Origin of the sequence: Anaerofustis stercorihominis (genome assembly GCF_005844425.1) — a bacterium.
In the GTDB taxonomy this organism is placed as follows: Bacteria; Bacillota; Clostridia; order Eubacteriales; family Anaerofustaceae; genus Anaerofustis; species Anaerofustis butyriciformans.
This window is the reverse complement of the sequence record NZ_SPHL01000009.1, coordinates 26,413-43,739: the sequence shown is the minus strand read 5'-3', so window position 1 is coordinate 43,739 and position 17,327 is coordinate 26,413. Positions and strand designations below refer to the sequence as shown.

The following is a 17,327-nucleotide window of genomic DNA, read 5'->3' as shown; positions in this document are numbered from 1 at the left end:
GAATATTAATATTCTCTTTTTTTATAATACTAATTTATCTCCGTCAAACTTATAATCTTTATTTTTTTCTTTCATTAATGTATGTTTTATAAAATGTAGAAGTTCTTTTTCACCTTTATCTCTTAACATAATAAGAAGATATTCTGTAAGTTTCTTGCTGTCTTCGTCAATAATATAGAAGTCTTTTCCTTTTAGCCAGTATTTTAAAGGTTCGTCTTCTTTGTAATTTCCGTTTAAATAATTTTTTGAAGCGCTTATTCTATCAATTACCATTTCTGCAACATATCTTTTAGGCATTTTTACGCCCATTAATCCTTCGTGAGGATTAGGTTTATAATCTATCCAATATTCAAAATGATGTCTATTTCTTCCTTTATGGTGAAGCCAGCCAAGAGCATATCCATTAACTTCTTTTTCTTTGTTTATTGGGCTTCTTTTGCCTCCTTGGTAGTATTTTACGCCTCGTCCAAATTCTATAAAGCTGTATTTTGAAAGGTCATGAAGCAAACCTTGTTTATATAATCCTGCTTTAAAACAGGTTTTTAAAACTATAATTTTGTGTCTTGTGATGGTATAAAAATGTCCCCAAATTTTGCTCATTGTTTCACTCCTGTTTTATAAATCTGCATTTTTATTATAACAGAAATAAACTTATAATGTTATTCAAAATATTAAATTTTACTTTTTTAAGACAAATGTAACTTTTGTGACTAAAATGTGACCTGTTTGCTTCATATTATTGTCTAAATGTTTTTCGTGTATATAATAAAATCAGAATAAAATTTTATTCATATTATTTTATGATAAAAAAATAATATTGATAAAAATGAGGGATTGGTATGAGTAGTATATTGAAAGATTTATATGAGGGCAATATAAATCCTTATGCAGAGATGAAAATTGCTTTGGATGAATATGCTTTAGAACTTAGAGAGATGACTAAAACGGAAGAGAATTTTATAAAAAAGCTGGATGAAGATATGCAAAATGAATTTTATAAAATTATAGAAAGATGGATAAGTTTATATCCTTTAGAGCTTAGAGATGCATATATAAAAGGATATAAACTTGGGGTAAAGATGATGGCAGAAGTTTATAAATAAAAAAAAGGAGCATACTCTTTTTTTATTTTATATATTCTTCCCATTCTTTTTCTTTAAATCCTGTAAGTATTTTATCTTTACCTATTATTATAGGTCTTTTTACAAGCATGCCGTCAGTGGACAAGAGAGAAATCATTTCATCTTCATTCATTTCCTTTAATTTATCCTTTAGGTTAAGTTCTCTGTATTTCATACCGCTTGTATTAAAAAATCTTTTTATTGGTAGATTACTTTCTTTAATCCACTCTGTAAGTTCTTCTTTTGTAGGGTTATTTTCGATTATATGTCTTGATGTAAAATCAATATCATTTTCAATAAGCCATTTTTTTGCTTTTTTGCAAGTAGAACATTTTGGGTATTCTAAAAATAAATATTTCATTGTAATTTCTCCATAATATTTTTATTTTATTTCATATTTTATTATACATAAAAAAATAAAAAAAATAAATTTTTAAAAAAATTTTTGTTTATTAATAAAAAATATGGTAAAAATTATTGATAAATGTTACAATTTTTTTACGTAAAATTTTTATAAAAAAAATAAAAAAAAATGTAAAAAAAGCCTTGCATTATAGGGTTTTATAGTGTATTATTAGTAGGCTATGACAGAAGAAAATGCGTTGAAGCGGGAGGTTGCCGTGTGAACGGGTTTTTCCGTGGAGTATGTCACCATCTAGAATGGGGCGGCATGCTTGGTGTTTTTGTGCGTCTAACTCACAAGTGAAACACACGGAACAGTGTATCAAGCATGGTCGTACTGTCGAATCATAATTAGGAGGAAGAAAGTATGGCAAATCAAAAAATCAGAATTAAGCTAAAAGCCTATGATCACGCAGTGATTGACAAGTCAGCAGCTAAAATTGTTGACACAGCAAAAAGAACAGGAGCGGAAGTATCTGGTCCTATTCCACTTCCAACACAAAAGGAAGTAGTTACAATCATCAGAGCGGTTCATAAATATAAGGATTCTAGAGAACAATTTGAAATGAGAACTCATAAGAGAGTTGTAGACATCCTTAACCCAACACCAAAAACTGTTGAAGCTTTAATGAAATTAGACTTACCAGCTGGTGTTGATATTGAAATCAAGTTATAAAATTATGACTACCAAAAAGTAGTCCGCTAATGGAGGTAAAAACATGAAAAAAGCTATTATGGCTAAAAAAGTCGGAATGACTCAAGTTTTTGCAGAAGACGGAAGAGTTATTCCAGTAACTGTATTACAAGCTGGTCCTTGCTGTGTATTACAAGTTAAAACAATCGAAAAGGACGGTTATGAAGCTGTACAACTTGGTTACGGTGAAATTAACGAAAAAAATGTAAACAAACCTTTGAAAGGTCACTTTGAAAAAGCAGGTGTTAAACCTGTAAGAAAAATCCAAGAATTCAGATTTGAAGATTGTTCAGGTTATGAAGTTGGAAATGAAATCAAAGCTGATGTATTTGAAGCCGGAGATAAAATTGATATTACAGGTATCAGCAAAGGTAAAGGATACCAAGGTGCTATCAAAAGACACGGTCAATCAAGAGGTCCTATGGGGCACGGTAGTAAATCTCATAGAGTAGTTGGTGCTATGGGTGGAGCTTCTTTCCCTGGTAGAGTTATGAAGGGTAAGAAAATGGCCGGACATATGGGTAGCGAAAAAGTAACAGTTCAAAACTTAACTGTTGTTAAAGCTGATAGTGAAAATAACATGCTCCTTGTTAAAGGTGCTGTTCCAGGGTCTAATGGTTCTATCGTAACAATTACTGATAGTATCAAGGCTTCTAAATAGAGAGTACTAGGTAAGGAGGATAGAAATGAAAGCAGATGTATTAAACATAAAAGGCGAAGTAGTTGGAAGCGTTGACTTAAACGCTGAAATTTTTGAAATAGAGCCTAACATGCCAGTTGTTCATCAATATGTTAAAGCTTACCTTGCTAATCAAAGACAAGGTACTCAAAGCGCTAAAACAAGAGCAGAAGTGCGTGGAGGCGGAAGAAAACCATGGAGACAAAAAGGTACAGGTAGAGCTAGAGTTGGTTCTTCAAGAAACCCAGTTTGGACTGGTGGTGGGGTAGCATTTGCTCCAAAACCAAGAGATTATTCTCAAAGCATTAACAAAAAAATGAGAAGATTAGCTATGAAATCTGTATTCTCAGCTAAAGCAAGCGATAAAGAATTATTCATCATTGATGAACTTAAGCTTGAAGCTCCAAAAACTAAAGTAGTTGTTGATATGTTCAAAAACTTAAACATTGACAAAACTTTAGTTGTTATTGATGAAAATGACGTAAATGTTGTTAATTCAGTAAGAAACATTAAAGATGCTAAATGTTCAACAGTTGGAACATTAAACGCATATGAAATGTTAAAATACAACAATTTAGTTTTAACTAAAGATGCATTAAACAAAATAGAGGAGGTATATAAATAATGAATCCTCATGATATTATTATTAAACCAATCGTTACAGAACAAAGTATGATTGATGCAGCAAACAAAAAATACACATTCAAAGTTATGAAAAATGCAAACAAGTATCAAATTAAAGATGCTGTAGAAGCAATTTTCGATGTTGATGTTAAACAAGTTAATGTTATGAACATGAACGGAAAAGTTAAAAGAATGGGTAGAACACAAGGTAGAAGAGCTAATTGGAAAAAAGCTATTGTTACTTTAACAGAAGCTAGTAAAGAAATTAAGTTCTTTGAAAATATCTAAGGAGGCTATTACTGATGGGTATTAAAAAATATAAACCAACCTCACCAGGTCTTAGAGGTATGACAGTTTCTACTTTTGAAGAAATCACAAAGACTTCTCCAGAAAAGAGACTTGTTTCTAAGAAAACAAAAACTGCCGGAAGAAACAACAACGGTAGAATCACTGTTAGACATCATGGTGGCGGTGCTAAACAAAAATATAGAATCATTGATTTTAAAAGAAATAAAGATGGTATTCCAGCAAAAGTAAATGCTATCGAATACGATCCAAACAGAAGTGCAAACATTGCATTATTATTCTACGCTGACGGCGAAAAAAGATATATTATCGCTCCTAACAACTTAAAAGTTGGCGATACAGTAATGTCAGGTAAAGATGCTGATATTAAAGTAGGTAATGCATTAAATCTTGAAGATATTCCTGTTGGTACAATTCTTCACAATATTGAACTTAAAGCAGGAAAAGGTGCTCAAATGGCAAGAAGTGCCGGAACTTATGTTCAATTAATGGCTAAAGAAGGTAACTATGCAACATTAAGACTTCCTTCTGGCGAAATGAGACTTGTAAGAAAAGAATGCAGAGCTACAATCGGTCAAGTAGGAAATCTTGAACATGAAATTATTACTATCGGTAAAGCTGGTAGAAAAAGACATATGGGTATTAGACCAACAGTAAGAGGTTCTGTTATGAACCCTAACGACCATCCACACGGTGGTGGGGAAGGTAAAGCTCCAATCGGTAGAAGTGGTCCTGTTACTCCTTGGGGTAAACCAACACTTGGTTATAAAACTCGTAAGAAAAATAAACATTCTGATAAATACATTGTAAGAAGAAGAAACGGTAAATAGGAGGTAGGAGATGAGTAGATCAACTAAAAAAGGCCCTTACGTGGATGAAAGACTTCTAAAAAGAATAGAAGCAATGAATGAAAGCGGCGATAAACAAGTAGTAAAAACTTGGTCTCGTGATTGTACAATCTTCCCTCAAATGGTAGGACATACCGTAGCAGTTCATGACGGTAGAAAACATGTTCCAATCTTTGTTGTTGAAGATATGGTAGGACATAAATTTGGTGAATTTGCACCAACAAGAACATTCAGAGGCCATGCAGGCGAAAAGAAAACTGGAGTTAAAAAATAAGGCTTAATAGGAGGAAAAGTAAATGGAAGCAAAAGCAACTGCAAAATATTTAAGAGTTTCACCTATTAAGGTAAAAAGAGTTGCTTCTTTAGTAAGAGGTAAAGATTTAGGCGAAGCTATTAATATTTTAAAACTTACAGGTAACAAACCTGCAAGAGAAATCGAAAAAGTAGTAAAATCAGCAGCAGCAAATGCTGAAAATAATCATGATATGGACGTTACAAAGCTATATATCTCTGAAATTAGTGCTAATCAAGGACCTACACTAAAAAGATTTAGAGCTGGTTCTCAAGGTAGAGCGTCTATGATATTAAAAAGAAGCTCACACATTAGTGTAGTTCTTAAAGAAAGAGCATAAGGAGGAGAAAATCTAAATGGGTCAAAAAGTAAATCCACATGGTTTAAGAGTTGGCGTAATCAAAGATTGGTCTTCAAGATGGTATGCTAAAGATAAAGACTTTGGAGACTTATTAGTAGAAGATTACAATATTAGAAAATATATTAAAACAACACAATACAATACAGGTATTTCAAGAATCGAAATCGAAAGATTCGGTGAAAAAATTAAAATCTTTATCTATACAGGTAAACCTGGAAAGATTATTGGTAAAGCCGGTTCAGGTATTGAAGCTGTAAGAAAACAACTTCAAAAAATGACAGGCAAAAATGTTTATATCAACATTATCGAAGTAAAAAATGTTGACTGTGACGCTCAATTAGTTGCTGAAAACATAGCAGCACAACTTGAAAGAAGAATTTCTTTCAGAAGAGCTATGAAACAAGCTATCGGCAGAGCCTTAAGAGGTGGCGCTGAAGGTATTAAAACAAGCGTTTCAGGAAGATTAAACGGTGCTGAAATGGCTAGAACTGAACAATATAGTGATGGAAACGTGCCACTTCAAACATTAAGAGCCGACATCGACTATGGTTTTGCGGAAGCAGATACAACATACGGTAAACTCGGTGTAAAAGTTTGGATAAACAAAGGCGAAGTTCTTCCAACTAAAGGTGAATAATCAGTATTTCAATTAAGGAGGATAAATAACAGTTATGTTAATGCCTAAAAGAGTAAAACATAGAAAAGTACATCGTGGCAGAATGAAAGGAAAAGCTACGAGAGGTAATAAAATAACTTACGGTGAATACGCTATTCAAGCATTAGAACCAGCTTGGATTACTTCAAATCAAATTGAAGCAGCCCGTATCGCCATGACAAGATATATCAAAAGAGGCGGACAAGTTTGGATTAAAATTTTCCCAGATAAGTCTGTAACAAAGAAACCAGCCGAAACTCGTATGGGTAAAGGTAAAGGTGCTCCAGAATATTGGGTAGCGGTTGTAAAACCAGGTAGAGTTATGTTTGAACTTGCTGGTGTAAATGAAGAAACAGCAAGAGAAGCTATGAGACTTGCTCAACATAAACTACCAATCAAGACAAAATTTATCACTAGAGCAGAACAAGAAAAATTAGTAGGTGGTGAAGCATAATGAAAGCGCAAGATATTAGAAATATGAGTGAACAAGAATTAAATAATCAACTTATCTCTTTAAAAGAAGAATTATTCAATCTACGTTTTCAACATGCAACAGGACAACTTGATAATCCTTTAAAAATTAAGGAAGTTAAGAAAGACTACGCTAGAGTGAAAACTGTGCTTAGAGAAAGGGAATTACAAGCTAACGCTTAGTAATTTTTAGGTAGGATAATATGGAAAGAGGAAATAGAAAAGTAAGAATTGGTAAGGTTGTTTCAAACAAAGGTGATAAAAGCATCGTTGTTGCTATTGAAACAATGGTAAACCATCCATTATATAAAAAGCGTGTAAAGAAAACAACTAAGTTTATGGCTCATGATGAACAAAACATGTGTGATGTTGGAGATATTGTTAAAATTATGGAAACAAGACCACTTAGCAAATCAAAACGTCATAGATTAGTTGAAATCGTAGAAAAGGTTAAATAGCCTTTCGGCGTTTTAAGGAGGTTTAAAGAATGATACAACAAGAAAGTAGATTAAAAGTAGCTGATAACAGTGGTGCAAAAGAACTATTATGTATCAGAGTTCTTGGAGGAAGCAAAAAGAAAACTGCTAACATCGGTGATGTTATCGTAGCAAGTGTTAAAAGTGCTGCTCCAGGCGGAATGGTAAAAAAAGGTGATGTTGTAAAAGCTGTTATCGTTAGAACTGTAAGCGGTGTTAGAAGACCAGACGGTACTTATATCAAATTTGATCAAAACGCTGCTGTTATATTAAAAGAAGATAATCAACCAAGAGGAACACGTATTTTCGGACCTGTTGCTAGAGAACTAAGAAGTAAGAAATTTATGAAAATCGTTTCACTAGCTCCGGAAGTACTATAAGGAGGCTTTTATAATGCATGTAAAGAAAGATGATAAAGTAATTGTTATTTCTGGTAAAGATAAAGGAACTATTGGCAAAGTTATAAAAAGCTTTCCAAAAGAAAACAGAGTAATAGTTGAAAATGTAAATGTAAGAAAAAAACATTTAAAAGCAACAAATCAAATGCAACAAGCAGGTATTGTCGAAGAAGCATGTCCTATTGATGCTTCAAACGTTTTATTATACTGTGACACTTGCAAAAAAGGTGTTAGAACAGGTGTAAAAGTTAACGACGGCAAAAAAGAAAGATACTGCAAAAAATGCAATGCAACTTTTAAATAGTAGGGGGCAGTAATTAATGAGTAGATTAAGAGAAAAATACAAAGCTGAAGTTATAAATGCACTTACTGAAAAGTTCGGCTATACAAACGTAATGCAAGTACCAAGACTTGAAAAAATCGTTATTAACATGAGATTTGGGGATTGTAAAGACAACTCTAAACAAATGGAAGCAGCTGCAAACGAACTTGCTTTAATTTCTGGACAAAAACCAGTTATGATCAAAGCAAAAAAATCAGTATCAAACTTCAAATTAAGAGAAGGTATGACAATCGGTGCGAAAGTAACACTTAGAGGTGAAAGAATGTATGAATTCGCTGATAGACTTCTAAATGTTGCTATTCCAAGAATCAGAGACTTCAGAGGTGTAAATCCAAAGAGTTTTGACGGAAGAGGAAATTATTCTTTAGGTATTAAAGAACAACTTATCTTCCCTGAAATTGATTATGATAAAATTGAAAAATTAAGAGGAATGGATATCGCATTCGTTTCTTCAGCAAATACAGATGAAGAAGGCTATGAATTACTTAAATTAATGGGTATGCCTTTCAAAGAAGCATAGGAGGATAAGATATGGCTAAAAAAGCAATGGTAGAAAAGCAAAAAAGAACACCAAAGTATTCAACAAGAGCATATACAAGATGTAAAATATGCGGAAGACCTCATGCTTACCTAAGAAAATATGGTATTTGTAGAATATGTTTTAGAGAACTTGCTTACAAAGGTGAAATCCCTGGCGTAAAGAAAGCAAGTTGGTAGAAATAATTTTAAAGAAAGTAATTAAGGAGGTTTTCTAATATGTCTATGACAGATCCAATTGCGGATATGCTAACTAGAATTAGAAACGCAAATAACGCAGGACACAAAGATGTAATGGTTCCAGCTTCTAATATTAAAAAAGCTATCGCAAACATTTTATTAGAAGAAGGTTATATAAAGAAAGTAGATTTTATAGAAGATAATAAACAAGGCATGCTTAAAATTACTTTGAAATACGGTCAAAACGGTGAAAAAGTAATTGCAGGCTTAAAGAGAATTTCTAAACCAGGTCTTAGAATTTATGCTTCAAATGAAGATTTACCAAAAGTTTTAAATGGTTTAGGGGTAGCAATTATATCAACTTCAAAAGGCGTTATGACAGATAAATTAGCTAGAAAAAATAACGTTGGCGGCGAAGTAATATGCTACGTATGGTAGAAAAAATAGGAGGAAGAAATAGATTATGTCTAGAGTAGGAAATGCACCTGTTAATTTACCAGCTGGAGTTGATGTAAAAGTTGACGAAAATAACGTAGTTACAGTAAAAGGCCCAAAAGGTGAATTAACACAAGCTATAGATAAAGATATCATTATTGAAATTAATGATAATGTTTTAGAAGTAAAAAGACCTAGTGACGACAAAAGACATCGTTCACTTCATGGTTTATCAAGAGCTTTAATTCAAAACATGGTAATTGGTGTTACTAATGGTTTTGAAAAGAAACTTGAAATTGTTGGTGTTGGTTACAGAGCACAAAAACAAGGTAAAACATTAGTACTTAGCCTTGGATATTCTCATCCAGTAGAAATGGAAGATCCAGAAGGCATCGAAACTGTTGTTGAAGGACAAAACACAGTTATCGTTAAAGGTATTGATAAACAATTCGTTGGCGCACATGCTGCTAATATCAGAGCTAAAAGAAGTCCTGAACCATACAAAGGTAAAGGTGTTAGATATGCTGACGAAAGAGTAAGAATTAAAGAAGGAAAATCAGGTAAATAGGAGGGCGAATAGATGATATCAAAAGTTAATAAAAATGAAATCAGAAAGAAAAGACATCTTAGAGTAAGAAATAAGATTAGCGGCACTCCTGAAAGACCAAGACTAAATGTTTTTAGAAGCAATAAGCAAATTTATGCTCAGCTTATTGACGATGTAAACGGAGTAACTCTTGCAGCTGCTTCAAGCTTAGATGCTACAATCAAAGAAGAATGCGCTAAGTTACCAAAACTTGAAAGTGCAACATTGGTTGGTAAAGAAATCGCTAAAAATGCTAAAGAAAATAACATTAGCGAATGCGTTTTCGATAGAGGCGGATATGTATATGAAGGTAGAGTAAAAGCTCTAGCTGAAGGTGCAAGAGAAGCTGGACTTGAATTTTAAGGAGGCTAAAGGGAAGAATGAATAAAAATTTTAATCCTGAAGAATTAGATTTAAAAGATAAAGTTGTTGCCATAAACAGAGTAACAAAAGTTGTTAAAGGTGGTAGAAATTTCCGTTTTAGTACTCTTGTAGTAGTAGGCGATGAAAACGGCCACGTAGGTGTAGGCCTTGGTAAAGCCATTGAAATTCCTGAAGCAATCAGAAAAGGTATTGCTGATGCTAAAAAGAACATGATTGAAGTTTCTTTATCAGGCACAACAATTCCTCACGAAACAATCGGAAGATTTGGTGCCGGAAAAGTGTTAATGAAACCGGCTGCTAAAGGTACAGGAGTTATCGCTGGTGGTCCTGCCCGTGCAGTAATCGAACTTGCTGGAATCAAAGATATCAGAATTAAATCTTTAGGTTCAAACAATGCAAGCAACATGGTAAAAGCCACATTAGCAGGTTTATCTGGTTTAGTAACAGTTGAAGAAGTTGCTAAAAAAAGAGGTAAGACTGTAGAAGAAATCTTAGGATAAGGAGCGTGAGAGAATTGGCTGGAGAAAAACAATTAAAGATTACGCTTAAGAAAAGCTTAATAGGTAGAAATGAAAAACAAAGAAGAAGTATTGAAGCTTTAGGACTAAGAAAAATCGGTCAAAGCGTTGTAAAACAAGATAATCCTCAAATGAGAGGTATTTGTCAAAAAATGGACTTCATGTTAGACGTTGAAGAAATATAATAGGGGGTTAGCAATAATGAGATTACACGAGCTAAAACCTGCTGAAGGTTCAACAAGAAAGACTATTAGAAAAGGTAGAGGTACAGCTACAGGCAGAGGTAAAACTGCAGGTAGAGGTCAAGACGGACAAAAATCACGTTCAGGCGGCGGAGTAAGACCTGGATTTGAAGGTGGTCAAATGCCACTAACAAGAAGAGTTCCTAAAAGAGGTTTCTCTAACTATCCTTTCAAAAAAGAATTTGCTGTTGTTAATCTTGACAGATTAAATGAAATTGAAAAAGACAGCGTTGTAACTAATGATCTTTTAAAAGAACTAGGTATGGTTAAAAATAAATATGAATATGTTAAAGTTTTAGGAAACGGAGAAATTACTGTTCCTTTAACTGTTAAAGTTGATAAAGTAAGTAAATCAGCTAAAGAAAAAATAGAAGCAGCAGGCGGGAAAGTAGAGGTATAATAGAATGCTTACAACTATCAAAAATGCCTGGAATATCCCAGAATTAAGAAAAAGAATTTTATTTACACTTGCTATGCTTTGTATCTTTAGACTTGGCGGTTTTATAACCGTTCCGTTTATCGATACAGCTGCAGTAGACTCAATGGTAAATAACAATTCAATGTTCGGACTTTTAAATATTATCTCTGGTAATAACTTTAGAACATTTTCTATTTTTGCTATGTCAATTACACCTTACATCAATGCATCAATTATTTTGCAATTATTGACAATAGCTATTCCGGCGTTAGAGAGACTTTCTCACCAAGGAGAAGAAGGAAGAAAGAAAATCTCTTCTTATACAAGATATTTGACTGTTGTTTTGGCATTAATTCAAGCACTTGGAATTTCATTTAGTTTTAAAGAAATTTTAACTAGTGATTCAGCACTTGCAATGGTTATGGTTGCACTTGCAATAACAGCTGGTACAACATTCTTAATGTGGCTTGGAGAAAATATAACTGAACATGGTATCGGTAATGGTATATCAATTCTTATCTTTGCCGGTATTATAGCTAATATTCCATCAGCTTTAGGTTACTTGTATGAACAAGTAACTTCTGGTGCGATTAGTTCAGTAATGCTTATACTATTCTTAGTATTCGCTATTTTAGTTGTAGCGGGAGTTGTAGAAATAAATCAAGGAGTTAGAAAAATTCCTGTTCAATATGCAAAAAGAGTTGTTGGTAGAAAAATGTATGGTGGACAAAATACACATATTCCTCTAAAGATAAATCAATCAGGGGTTATGCCTATTATCTTCGCCAGTGTAATTACAATGTTCCCATCAACACTTGCATCTTTCTTCCCTAACTGGGGATTTTCAGCATGGCTAAGCAAAGCCTTAGCATGGGGAGGAACAGCTTCTACTATACTTTATATAGTGTTAATAATATTCTTCACATATTTTTACACTATTGTTACATTTAATCCTGATGATGTTGCTAAAAACTTAAAACAATACGGTGGATTTATTCCAGGTATCAGACCCGGTCATTCTACGATTGTTTATTTAAAAAGAACATTAAACAGACTTATGGTTGCCGGAAGTTTATTCCTAGTTGTTATAGCTGTACTTCCTATTATCGTAGGTAATGTAATGGATTTAAGTTTACAATTCGGTGGTACAAGTTTGCTTATCGTTGTAGGTGTTGCTCTTGAAACTGTAAATCAATTAGAACAACAAATGATTATGAGAAACTACAAAGGTTTCTTAAAATAGTAGGTGATTAAAATGAAATTAATACTTTTAGGCCCTCCAGGAGCTGGAAAGGGCACACAAGCAAGCAAGATTGTTGATAAATATAATTTAGTTCATATTTCTACAGGAGATATTTTTAGAAAAAATTTAAGTGAAAATACTCCTCTTGGTCAAAAAGCAAAAGAATATATGGATAAAGGTTTGCTTGTTCCTGATGATGTAACGGTTGAAATGGTTGAAGATAGATTATCTTGGGATGATATAGAAGGAAGCTATATGCTTGATGGTTTCCCAAGAACAATTTCTCAAGCAGAATCTTTGGATAAAATTCTTGAAAAAAATGGTGAAAAATTAGATTTGGCCCTTTGTATCGAAGCAGATTATTCACTACTTACAAAGAGAATTACTGGCAGAAGAATGTGCAAATGCGGTGCAACTTATCATGTAGAATTTCAACCACCAAAAACTGCAGGTATTTGCGATAAATGCGGTGGAGAATTATACCAAAGAGACGACGATAAAGAAGATACTGTAGTAAAAAGATTGAAAGAATATGAAGAAAAGACACAACCTCTAGTAGATTATTATAAAAAACAAAATATACTAAAAACAGTAAATGGGTCAAGAACAGTTGAAGAAGTATTTGAAGATATTTCAAAAATTCTTGATGAGTGTAAATAATGATTATATTAAAATCAAATCATGAAATAGAGCTTATGAAAAAAGCCGGAAAGATAACAGCAAAGGCTCATGAAGCTGTAAAAAAATATATTAAACCTGGTATGAGCACTCTTGAATTAGATAAGATAGTTGAAGATGTTATCTTATCTAATAATGCTATACCAACATTTAAAGGATATATGGATTATCCAAGAAATATATGTGCATCAGTTAATAATGAAGTTGTACATGGAATTCCAAGCAAAGATGTTATCATTAAAGATGGAGATATAGTTAGTGTTGATATCGGAGCGACTTATGAAGGTTATGTTGGAGATCAAGCGAAAACTTTTATGGTAGGCAATGTGTCTGAAGAGGCAAAAAAACTTGTAGAAGTAACAAGACAAAGCTTTTATGAAGGTTTGAAATTCGTAAAAGAAGGATACAGAATAAGTGATGTATCAAGAGCTATTCAAGATTACGCTGAAAGTTATGGTTTTAGTTTGGTCAGAGATTATACAGGTCATGGAGTTGGACAAAACATGCATGAAGATCCTTCAGTTCCAAATTATGTTGGAATGAGAAAAGGTCCAAGACTTCAAAAAGGTATGACTATAGCCATTGAACCAATGGTTAATCAAGGAACATACGATGTTCATGTTTTGGATAATGGTTGGACAGTTGTTACCGATGATGGTAAACTTTCTGCCCATTATGAACATTCCGTAGCTGTTACGGATGGTGAACCCATAATTTTAACTTTATTATAAGGTGAAATATGAAATATGAAATAGGCGATTTGGTGTTATCAAAAGCCGGAAGAGATAAAGCAAGTTTTCTAATTGTGGTTGGTGTTTTGGATGATAAAATGGTTTTTCTTGCTGATGGAAAATCAAGAAAAATAGAAAAGCCGAAACTAAAAAAAATTAAACATATTTCCAAAATAAATGTAAAAAGTACATTAATTTGTGATAAAATAAAATGTAATGAAAAAATTCCCAATGCACTTATTAGAAAAGAAATTGAGAGAATTAAAGAAGAATTGTAGGAGGATGTGTTTTAAGTGAGTAAAAGTGATTATGTGGAAGCAGAAGGAATTGTTGTTGAAGCAATGCCTAATACTACTTTTAAAGTAAAGTTGGATAACGGACACGAAATTACAGCACATATATCTGGAAAATTAAGAATGAACTACATTAAAATATTACCGGGAGATAAAGTAATTTTAGAAATTTCCCCATATGATTTAACAAAAGGTAGAATCATTTGGAGAGAAAAAGGTAAATAAAATTACTATATAGTAGGAGGAAAAAATAATGAAAGTAAGACCTAGTGTTAAGCCTATTTGCGAAAAATGCAAAGTTATTAAACGTAAAGGCAAAGTAATGGTTATTTGTGAAAATCCTAAACACAAACAAAAACAAGGTTAATTAATTTGGTATAAAGTATTTTGTCGCGGCTGGAATTTATCTGACAAAATCTTTTATATATATAAATTTTTAGAAAATAATAGTTAAACATTAAACTTAAAAAATCATACGGAGGTGCGATTGATGGCGAGAATAGCCGGCGTGGATTTACCTAAAGATAAAAGAGTAGAAATAGGTTTAACTTATATCTACGGAATTGGTCAAGCTACTTCTAATAATCTTTTGGCAAAAGCAGGAATCAATCCTGATACAAGAGTTAAAGATTTAACAGAAGATGAAGTTAACAAACTTCGTGCTCTTATTGATGAAGAAGTAACTGTTGAAGGTGACTTAAGAAGAGAAGTTTCACTTAACATAAAAAGACTAATGGAAATTGGTAGTTACAGAGGACTTAGACATCGTAGAGGATTACCTGTTAGAGGTCAAAAAAGTAAAACAAACGCTAGAACAAGAAAAGGTCCTAAGAAAACTGTAAGTAGAAAAAAATAAATAAATAGATAGATTATTATTCTCACAAATTAAGGAGGATTTAAAATTGGCTGCAAAGAAAGTAGTTAGAAGAGGAAAAAAGAGAGTTAAGAAAAACATTGAAAAAGGACAAGCGCATATTCGCTCTACTTTTAACAATACAATTGTTACTTTAACTGACGTTGCAGGTAATGCTTTGGCATGGTCAAGTGCCGGAGAATTAGGCTTCAAAGGTTCAAGAAAAAGTACTCCATATGCTGCTCAATCAGCTGCAACAGAAGCTGCTAAAAGAGCTATGGAACATGGTTTAAAAACTGTTGATGTATTTGTAAAGGGACCTGGTTCAGGTAGAGAAGCTGCAATCAGAGCACTTCAAGCTGCTGGACTAAACGTTATTTCAATTAAAGACGTTACTCCTATCCCTCACAATGGTTGTAGACCACCTAAACGTAGAAGAGTCTAATTTGGGTTAGTTAAATTTGTATTATAAAGAATTGAAAATTTGTAGGAGGAAAAAATTAATATGGCTGTAGATAGAGTTCCTGTTCTTAAAAGATGCAGATCTTTAGATTTAGATCCTGTATATTTAGGAATTGATAAAAAGTCAAACAGACAAGCAAAAAGATCTGGTAATTTAAGCGAATACGGTCTTCAATTACGTGAAAAACAAAAAGCGAAATTCATTTACGGAGTATTAGAAAAACCATTCAGAAATTACTACAAAAAAGCTGAAAAAATGAGTGGTGCTACAGGTGAAAATCTAATGACTTTATTAGAATCAAGACTTGATAACATCGTTTTCCGTATGGGATTTGCTAGAACAAGACGTGAAGCAAGACAAATCGTTGATCATAAACATGTACTTGTTAACGGTAAACAAGTTAACATTCCATCATACTTAACAAAAGCAGGAGATGTTATCGAAATTAAAGAAAAACATAAAAAATCTCCAAGATATAAAGAAATTGTTGAAGTGACTGGTTCACGTGTAGTTCCTGAATGGCTAGATGTAGACATTGAAAAATTAAGCGGAACTATCAAAGAACTTCCTAAACGTGAAGCAATAGATGTTCCTGTAAATGAAATTTTAATTGTCGAATTATATTCTAGATAAGATATAGTTTTGATATATTGTTGGTTATATTTAAGGAATTGAGAGGTTTTATATATGTTAGAATTTCAAAAACCTAATATTGAGATTGCGGAAATTAGTGCAGATAGAACTTATGGTAAGTTTGTTGTAGAACCACTTGAAAGAGGATATGGTATGACAATCGGTAATTCTCTTAGAAGAATTATGTTATCATCATTACCTGGTGCTGCTGTAACAAACATTAAAATTGAAAATGTATTACATGAATTTGCTACAGTTGATGGTGTAGCAGAAGATGTATTGCAAATTATTCTAAATTTAAAAGAACTATCTGTAAAGTTACATTCTGATGGACCTGTGGATGTTCATATTCACGCTGAAGGAGAAGGAGAAGTAACTGCGGGAGATATAATTTGCGATAGCGATGTTGAAATTGTAAATCCTGATTTGCATATAGCTTCACTTATGAATGATGCTGTACTTGATATGACTATTACTATTGATAGCGGTACAGGATATGTTCCAAGCGAAAAGAATAAAAAGGAAGATATGCCAATAGGTACACTTCCGGTGGATAGTATTTTTACACCTGTAAAGAAAGCAAACTTTACTGTTGAAAATACAAGAGTTGGTAATGTTACTGATTATGATAAATTAAATATTGAAGTTTGGACAGACGGAACTATTTCTCCGGAAGAAGCTGTTTCACTTGCAGCAAAAGTAATCAATGACCATCTTCAATTATTTATAGATATGAATGCAAATTTACCAAATGCTAGTTTAATGGTTGAAAGAGAAGAAAACGAAAAAGAAAAAGTTTTAGAAATGTCAATTGACGAATTAGAACTTTCTGTTCGTTCAAGCAACTGCTTAAAGAGAACTAGTATAAATACGGTTGAAGAATTAATTTCAAGAAGTGAAGAAGATATGTCTAAAGTAAGAAACTTAGGTAAGAAATCTTTAAATGAAATTAAAAAGAAACTTGCCGAAATTGGTTTATCATTTAGACAAGGTGATGAATAGTAAACACTAATAAAGGAGGTTTATAATGTCAGGATATAGAAAACTTGGTAAAGCTAGTGATAAAAGAAAAGCTATGCTAAGAGGTTTAGTAACAGATACACTTAGATATGAAAGAATAAACACTACTCTATTTCGTGCAAAAGAAGCAAGAAAAATCGTTGATAAAATGATTACTTTAGGTAAACGTGGCGATTTACATGCTAGAAGACAAGCTCTTGCTTACATTTATGACAAACGTGTAGTTGATAAATTATTCAATGAAATTGCTCCAAAGTATGAAAACAGAAACGGTGGATACACAAGAATCTATAAACTTGGTGCAAGACGTGGTGACGGCGCTGAAACAGCGATTTTAGAGTTAGTAAGTGAATAATCTAATAAAATATAGTACAAAGGGACAGTATAAGCACTGTTCCTTTAGCTCTATATAATATATATTATAAATTTGTATAATTTGAAAT

The 17,327-nt window shown here is 32.7% G+C and carries 35 protein-coding genes; 33 read left to right on the top strand and 2 right to left on the bottom strand.

Annotated features, from left to right (window positions below; translation table 11 throughout):
- Positions 1–21 precede the first annotated feature (21 nt).
- Positions 22–600 (bottom strand): DUF5662 family protein, encoded by a 579-nt coding sequence (locus FGQ49_RS04080; RefSeq protein ID WP_138268606.1) that lies wholly within the window; start codon positions 598–600, stop codon positions 22–24.
- Positions 601–839: 239 nt separating this feature from the next.
- Between FGQ49_RS04080 and FGQ49_RS04075 the strand changes: the two genes are divergently transcribed.
- Positions 840–1,103: a DUF6809 family protein gene (locus FGQ49_RS04075; protein WP_138268605.1), complete on the top strand. Its 264-nt coding sequence runs from the start codon at positions 840–842 to the stop codon at positions 1,101–1,103.
- A gap of 22 nt (positions 1,104–1,125) precedes the next feature.
- Here the strand turns inward: FGQ49_RS04075 and FGQ49_RS04070 are convergent, their stop codons facing one another.
- Positions 1,126–1,482 carry an arsenate reductase family protein gene (locus FGQ49_RS04070; protein WP_138268604.1) on the bottom strand — a complete coding sequence of 119 codons (357 nt, stop codon included), beginning with the start codon at positions 1,480–1,482 and terminating at the stop codon, positions 1,126–1,128.
- A gap of 408 nt (positions 1,483–1,890) precedes the next feature.
- Here FGQ49_RS04070 and rpsJ point away from each other — a divergent pair, with 408 nt between their 5' ends.
- From rpsJ to rplQ, 32 genes are all read left to right on the top strand, one after another.
- Positions 1,891–2,199 carry a 30S ribosomal protein S10 gene (rpsJ, locus tag FGQ49_RS04065; protein WP_138268603.1) on the top strand — a complete coding sequence of 103 codons (309 nt, stop codon included), beginning with the start codon at positions 1,891–1,893 and terminating at the stop codon, positions 2,197–2,199.
- Positions 2,200–2,242: 43 nt separating this feature from the next.
- Entirely contained in the window at positions 2,243–2,878 is a 636-nt protein-coding gene (gene rplC / locus FGQ49_RS04060) for a 50S ribosomal protein L3 (protein ID WP_138268602.1), read from the top strand.
- A 25-nt stretch (positions 2,879–2,903) separates the two neighbouring features.
- Positions 2,904–3,521, top strand: coding sequence for a 50S ribosomal protein L4 (gene rplD / locus FGQ49_RS04055; protein ID WP_138268601.1), 618 nt, complete (start codon positions 2,904–2,906; stop codon positions 3,519–3,521).
- A complete protein-coding gene (gene rplW, locus FGQ49_RS04050) occupies positions 3,521–3,808 on the top strand; it encodes a 50S ribosomal protein L23 (protein WP_207734408.1) in 288 nt (95 codons plus the stop codon). The genes rplD and rplW overlap by 1 nt, the downstream gene beginning before the upstream one ends.
- A 14-nt stretch (positions 3,809–3,822) precedes the next feature.
- Positions 3,823–4,656, top strand: coding sequence for a 50S ribosomal protein L2 (gene rplB, locus FGQ49_RS04045; RefSeq protein ID WP_138268599.1), 834 nt, complete (start codon positions 3,823–3,825; stop codon positions 4,654–4,656).
- Positions 4,657–4,666: 10 nt separating this feature from the next.
- Positions 4,667–4,948: a 30S ribosomal protein S19 gene (gene rpsS / locus FGQ49_RS04040; protein ID WP_138268598.1), complete on the top strand. Its 282-nt coding sequence runs from the start codon at positions 4,667–4,669 to the stop codon at positions 4,946–4,948.
- 22 nt (positions 4,949–4,970) lie between these two features.
- Positions 4,971–5,306 (top strand): 50S ribosomal protein L22, encoded by a 336-nt coding sequence (rplV, locus tag FGQ49_RS04035; RefSeq protein ID WP_138268597.1) that lies wholly within the window; start codon positions 4,971–4,973, stop codon positions 5,304–5,306.
- A gap of 16 nt (positions 5,307–5,322) precedes the next feature.
- The gene (gene rpsC / locus FGQ49_RS04030; RefSeq protein ID WP_138268596.1) at positions 5,323–5,964 is read left to right on the top strand and encodes a 30S ribosomal protein S3; all 642 of its coding nucleotides are present in this window, start codon (positions 5,323–5,325) and stop codon (positions 5,962–5,964) included.
- 34 nt (positions 5,965–5,998) lie between these two features.
- On the top strand, positions 5,999–6,436 hold the full coding sequence (gene rplP / locus FGQ49_RS04025; protein ID WP_138268595.1) for a 50S ribosomal protein L16: 438 nt from the start codon (positions 5,999–6,001) through the stop codon (positions 6,434–6,436).
- Positions 6,436–6,636 carry a 50S ribosomal protein L29 gene (gene rpmC / locus FGQ49_RS04020; RefSeq protein WP_138268594.1) on the top strand — a complete coding sequence of 67 codons (201 nt, stop codon included), beginning with the start codon at positions 6,436–6,438 and terminating at the stop codon, positions 6,634–6,636. The genes rplP and rpmC overlap by 1 nt, the downstream gene beginning before the upstream one ends.
- A gap of 20 nt (positions 6,637–6,656) precedes the next feature.
- A complete protein-coding gene (gene rpsQ, locus FGQ49_RS04015; RefSeq protein ID WP_007050812.1) occupies positions 6,657–6,911 on the top strand; it encodes a 30S ribosomal protein S17 in 255 nt (84 codons plus the stop codon).
- Between the two features lie 29 nt (positions 6,912–6,940).
- Positions 6,941–7,309, top strand: a complete 369-nt coding sequence (gene rplN / locus FGQ49_RS04010) for a 50S ribosomal protein L14 (protein WP_138268593.1) — start codon at positions 6,941–6,943, stop codon at positions 7,307–7,309.
- A gap of 13 nt (positions 7,310–7,322) precedes the next feature.
- Entirely contained in the window at positions 7,323–7,631 is a 309-nt protein-coding gene (rplX, locus tag FGQ49_RS04005; RefSeq protein ID WP_138268592.1) for a 50S ribosomal protein L24, read from the top strand.
- 16 nt (positions 7,632–7,647) lie between these two features.
- Positions 7,648–8,190, top strand: a complete 543-nt coding sequence (rplE, locus tag FGQ49_RS04000; RefSeq protein ID WP_138268591.1) for a 50S ribosomal protein L5 — start codon at positions 7,648–7,650, stop codon at positions 8,188–8,190.
- Between the two features lie 11 nt (positions 8,191–8,201).
- Complete coding sequence (locus FGQ49_RS03995) at positions 8,202–8,387, top strand: type Z 30S ribosomal protein S14 (protein ID WP_007050816.1); 186 nt, start codon at positions 8,202–8,204, stop codon at positions 8,385–8,387.
- 39 nt (positions 8,388–8,426) lie between these two features.
- Positions 8,427–8,825, top strand: coding sequence for a 30S ribosomal protein S8 (gene rpsH, locus FGQ49_RS03990; RefSeq protein WP_138268590.1), 399 nt, complete (start codon positions 8,427–8,429; stop codon positions 8,823–8,825).
- Between the two features lie 25 nt (positions 8,826–8,850).
- Positions 8,851–9,390 carry a 50S ribosomal protein L6 gene (gene rplF / locus FGQ49_RS03985; protein WP_138268589.1) on the top strand — a complete coding sequence of 180 codons (540 nt, stop codon included), beginning with the start codon at positions 8,851–8,853 and terminating at the stop codon, positions 9,388–9,390.
- A gap of 12 nt (positions 9,391–9,402) precedes the next feature.
- Positions 9,403–9,771: a 50S ribosomal protein L18 gene (gene rplR / locus FGQ49_RS03980; protein WP_138268588.1), complete on the top strand. Its 369-nt coding sequence runs from the start codon at positions 9,403–9,405 to the stop codon at positions 9,769–9,771.
- A gap of 17 nt (positions 9,772–9,788) precedes the next feature.
- Positions 9,789–10,292 (top strand): 30S ribosomal protein S5, encoded by a 504-nt coding sequence (gene rpsE / locus FGQ49_RS03975; protein WP_138268587.1) that lies wholly within the window; start codon positions 9,789–9,791, stop codon positions 10,290–10,292.
- Positions 10,293–10,297: 5 nt separating this feature from the next.
- A complete protein-coding gene (gene rpmD / locus FGQ49_RS03970) occupies positions 10,298–10,495 on the top strand; it encodes a 50S ribosomal protein L30 (RefSeq protein ID WP_138268586.1) in 198 nt (65 codons plus the stop codon).
- Between the two features lie 16 nt (positions 10,496–10,511).
- Positions 10,512–10,952: a 50S ribosomal protein L15 gene (gene rplO / locus FGQ49_RS03965; protein ID WP_138268585.1), complete on the top strand. Its 441-nt coding sequence runs from the start codon at positions 10,512–10,514 to the stop codon at positions 10,950–10,952.
- A 4-nt stretch (positions 10,953–10,956) separates the two neighbouring features.
- Positions 10,957–12,213: a preprotein translocase subunit SecY gene (secY, locus tag FGQ49_RS03960; RefSeq protein WP_138268584.1), complete on the top strand. Its 1,257-nt coding sequence runs from the start codon at positions 10,957–10,959 to the stop codon at positions 12,211–12,213.
- Positions 12,214–12,225: 12 nt separating this feature from the next.
- Positions 12,226–12,873 (top strand): adenylate kinase, encoded by a 648-nt coding sequence (locus FGQ49_RS03955; RefSeq protein WP_138268583.1) that lies wholly within the window; start codon positions 12,226–12,228, stop codon positions 12,871–12,873.
- Complete coding sequence (map, locus tag FGQ49_RS03950) at positions 12,873–13,622, top strand: type I methionyl aminopeptidase (protein WP_138268582.1); 750 nt, start codon at positions 12,873–12,875, stop codon at positions 13,620–13,622. Before FGQ49_RS03955 ends, map begins: the two co-directional genes overlap by 1 nt.
- A gap of 8 nt (positions 13,623–13,630) precedes the next feature.
- Entirely contained in the window at positions 13,631–13,900 is a 270-nt protein-coding gene (locus FGQ49_RS03945; protein ID WP_138268581.1) for a KOW domain-containing RNA-binding protein, read from the top strand.
- A 15-nt stretch (positions 13,901–13,915) separates the two neighbouring features.
- A complete protein-coding gene (infA, locus tag FGQ49_RS03940) occupies positions 13,916–14,140 on the top strand; it encodes a translation initiation factor IF-1 (protein ID WP_138268580.1) in 225 nt (74 codons plus the stop codon).
- A gap of 28 nt (positions 14,141–14,168) precedes the next feature.
- Positions 14,169–14,282, top strand: coding sequence for a 50S ribosomal protein L36 (rpmJ, locus tag FGQ49_RS03935; RefSeq protein WP_002509257.1), 114 nt, complete (start codon positions 14,169–14,171; stop codon positions 14,280–14,282).
- A 123-nt stretch (positions 14,283–14,405) separates the two neighbouring features.
- Positions 14,406–14,771, top strand: coding sequence for a 30S ribosomal protein S13 (gene rpsM / locus FGQ49_RS03930; protein ID WP_138268579.1), 366 nt, complete (start codon positions 14,406–14,408; stop codon positions 14,769–14,771).
- 46 nt (positions 14,772–14,817) lie between these two features.
- Positions 14,818–15,213 carry a 30S ribosomal protein S11 gene (rpsK, locus tag FGQ49_RS03925; RefSeq protein WP_138268578.1) on the top strand — a complete coding sequence of 132 codons (396 nt, stop codon included), beginning with the start codon at positions 14,818–14,820 and terminating at the stop codon, positions 15,211–15,213.
- A 60-nt stretch (positions 15,214–15,273) separates the two neighbouring features.
- Entirely contained in the window at positions 15,274–15,864 is a 591-nt protein-coding gene (rpsD, locus tag FGQ49_RS03920; RefSeq protein WP_138268577.1) for a 30S ribosomal protein S4, read from the top strand.
- A 54-nt stretch (positions 15,865–15,918) separates the two neighbouring features.
- Positions 15,919–16,866, top strand: a complete 948-nt coding sequence (locus FGQ49_RS03915; RefSeq protein ID WP_138268576.1) for a DNA-directed RNA polymerase subunit alpha — start codon at positions 15,919–15,921, stop codon at positions 16,864–16,866.
- Positions 16,867–16,891: 25 nt separating this feature from the next.
- Entirely contained in the window at positions 16,892–17,239 is a 348-nt protein-coding gene (gene rplQ, locus FGQ49_RS03910; protein ID WP_138268575.1) for a 50S ribosomal protein L17, read from the top strand.
- Positions 17,240–17,327: the final 88 nt, after the last annotated feature.

Coding starts and splice junctions, on each gene's coding strand:
- rplN (WP_138268593.1), top strand. CDS start 6,941: ATGATACAACAAGAAAGTAGATTAAAAGTAGCTGATAACAGTGGTGCA.
- rplR (WP_138268588.1), top strand. CDS start 9,403: ATGATATCAAAAGTTAATAAAAATGAAATCAGAAAGAAAAGACATCTT.
- rpsC (WP_138268596.1), top strand. CDS start 5,323: ATGGGTCAAAAAGTAAATCCACATGGTTTAAGAGTTGGCGTAATCAAA.
- FGQ49_RS03995 (WP_007050816.1), top strand. CDS start 8,202: ATGGCTAAAAAAGCAATGGTAGAAAAGCAAAAAAGAACACCAAAGTAT.
- rplE (WP_138268591.1), top strand. CDS start 7,648: ATGAGTAGATTAAGAGAAAAATACAAAGCTGAAGTTATAAATGCACTT.
- FGQ49_RS04080 (WP_138268606.1), bottom strand. CDS start 600: ATGAGCAAAATTTGGGGACATTTTTATACCATCACAAGACACAAAATT.
- rplQ (WP_138268575.1), top strand. CDS start 16,892: ATGTCAGGATATAGAAAACTTGGTAAAGCTAGTGATAAAAGAAAAGCT.
- rpsE (WP_138268587.1), top strand. CDS start 9,789: ATGAATAAAAATTTTAATCCTGAAGAATTAGATTTAAAAGATAAAGTT.
- rplX (WP_138268592.1), top strand. CDS start 7,323: ATGCATGTAAAGAAAGATGATAAAGTAATTGTTATTTCTGGTAAAGAT.
- FGQ49_RS04070 (WP_138268604.1), bottom strand. CDS start 1,482: ATGAAATATTTATTTTTAGAATACCCAAAATGTTCTACTTGCAAAAAA.
- rpsQ (WP_007050812.1), top strand. CDS start 6,657: ATGGAAAGAGGAAATAGAAAAGTAAGAATTGGTAAGGTTGTTTCAAAC.
- FGQ49_RS03945 (WP_138268581.1), top strand. CDS start 13,631: ATGAAATATGAAATAGGCGATTTGGTGTTATCAAAAGCCGGAAGAGAT.
- rpmC (WP_138268594.1), top strand. CDS start 6,436: ATGAAAGCGCAAGATATTAGAAATATGAGTGAACAAGAATTAAATAAT.
- rplC (WP_138268602.1), top strand. CDS start 2,243: ATGAAAAAAGCTATTATGGCTAAAAAAGTCGGAATGACTCAAGTTTTT.
- rpsS (WP_138268598.1), top strand. CDS start 4,667: ATGAGTAGATCAACTAAAAAAGGCCCTTACGTGGATGAAAGACTTCTA.
- rplB (WP_138268599.1), top strand. CDS start 3,823: ATGGGTATTAAAAAATATAAACCAACCTCACCAGGTCTTAGAGGTATG.
- rpsJ (WP_138268603.1), top strand. CDS start 1,891: ATGGCAAATCAAAAAATCAGAATTAAGCTAAAAGCCTATGATCACGCA.
- rplW (WP_207734408.1), top strand. CDS start 3,521: ATGAATCCTCATGATATTATTATTAAACCAATCGTTACAGAACAAAGT.
- secY (WP_138268584.1), top strand. CDS start 10,957: ATGCTTACAACTATCAAAAATGCCTGGAATATCCCAGAATTAAGAAAA.
- FGQ49_RS03955 (WP_138268583.1), top strand. CDS start 12,226: ATGAAATTAATACTTTTAGGCCCTCCAGGAGCTGGAAAGGGCACACAA.
- rplP (WP_138268595.1), top strand. CDS start 5,999: ATGTTAATGCCTAAAAGAGTAAAACATAGAAAAGTACATCGTGGCAGA.
- rpsD (WP_138268577.1), top strand. CDS start 15,274: ATGGCTGTAGATAGAGTTCCTGTTCTTAAAAGATGCAGATCTTTAGAT.
- FGQ49_RS04075 (WP_138268605.1), top strand. CDS start 840: ATGAGTAGTATATTGAAAGATTTATATGAGGGCAATATAAATCCTTAT.
- map (WP_138268582.1), top strand. CDS start 12,873: ATGATTATATTAAAATCAAATCATGAAATAGAGCTTATGAAAAAAGCC.
- rplD (WP_138268601.1), top strand. CDS start 2,904: ATGAAAGCAGATGTATTAAACATAAAAGGCGAAGTAGTTGGAAGCGTT.
- FGQ49_RS03915 (WP_138268576.1), top strand. CDS start 15,919: ATGTTAGAATTTCAAAAACCTAATATTGAGATTGCGGAAATTAGTGCA.
- rpmJ (WP_002509257.1), top strand. CDS start 14,169: ATGAAAGTAAGACCTAGTGTTAAGCCTATTTGCGAAAAATGCAAAGTT.
- rplF (WP_138268589.1), top strand. CDS start 8,851: ATGTCTAGAGTAGGAAATGCACCTGTTAATTTACCAGCTGGAGTTGAT.
- rpsH (WP_138268590.1), top strand. CDS start 8,427: ATGTCTATGACAGATCCAATTGCGGATATGCTAACTAGAATTAGAAAC.
- rpsM (WP_138268579.1), top strand. CDS start 14,406: ATGGCGAGAATAGCCGGCGTGGATTTACCTAAAGATAAAAGAGTAGAA.
- rplO (WP_138268585.1), top strand. CDS start 10,512: ATGAGATTACACGAGCTAAAACCTGCTGAAGGTTCAACAAGAAAGACT.
- rplV (WP_138268597.1), top strand. CDS start 4,971: ATGGAAGCAAAAGCAACTGCAAAATATTTAAGAGTTTCACCTATTAAG.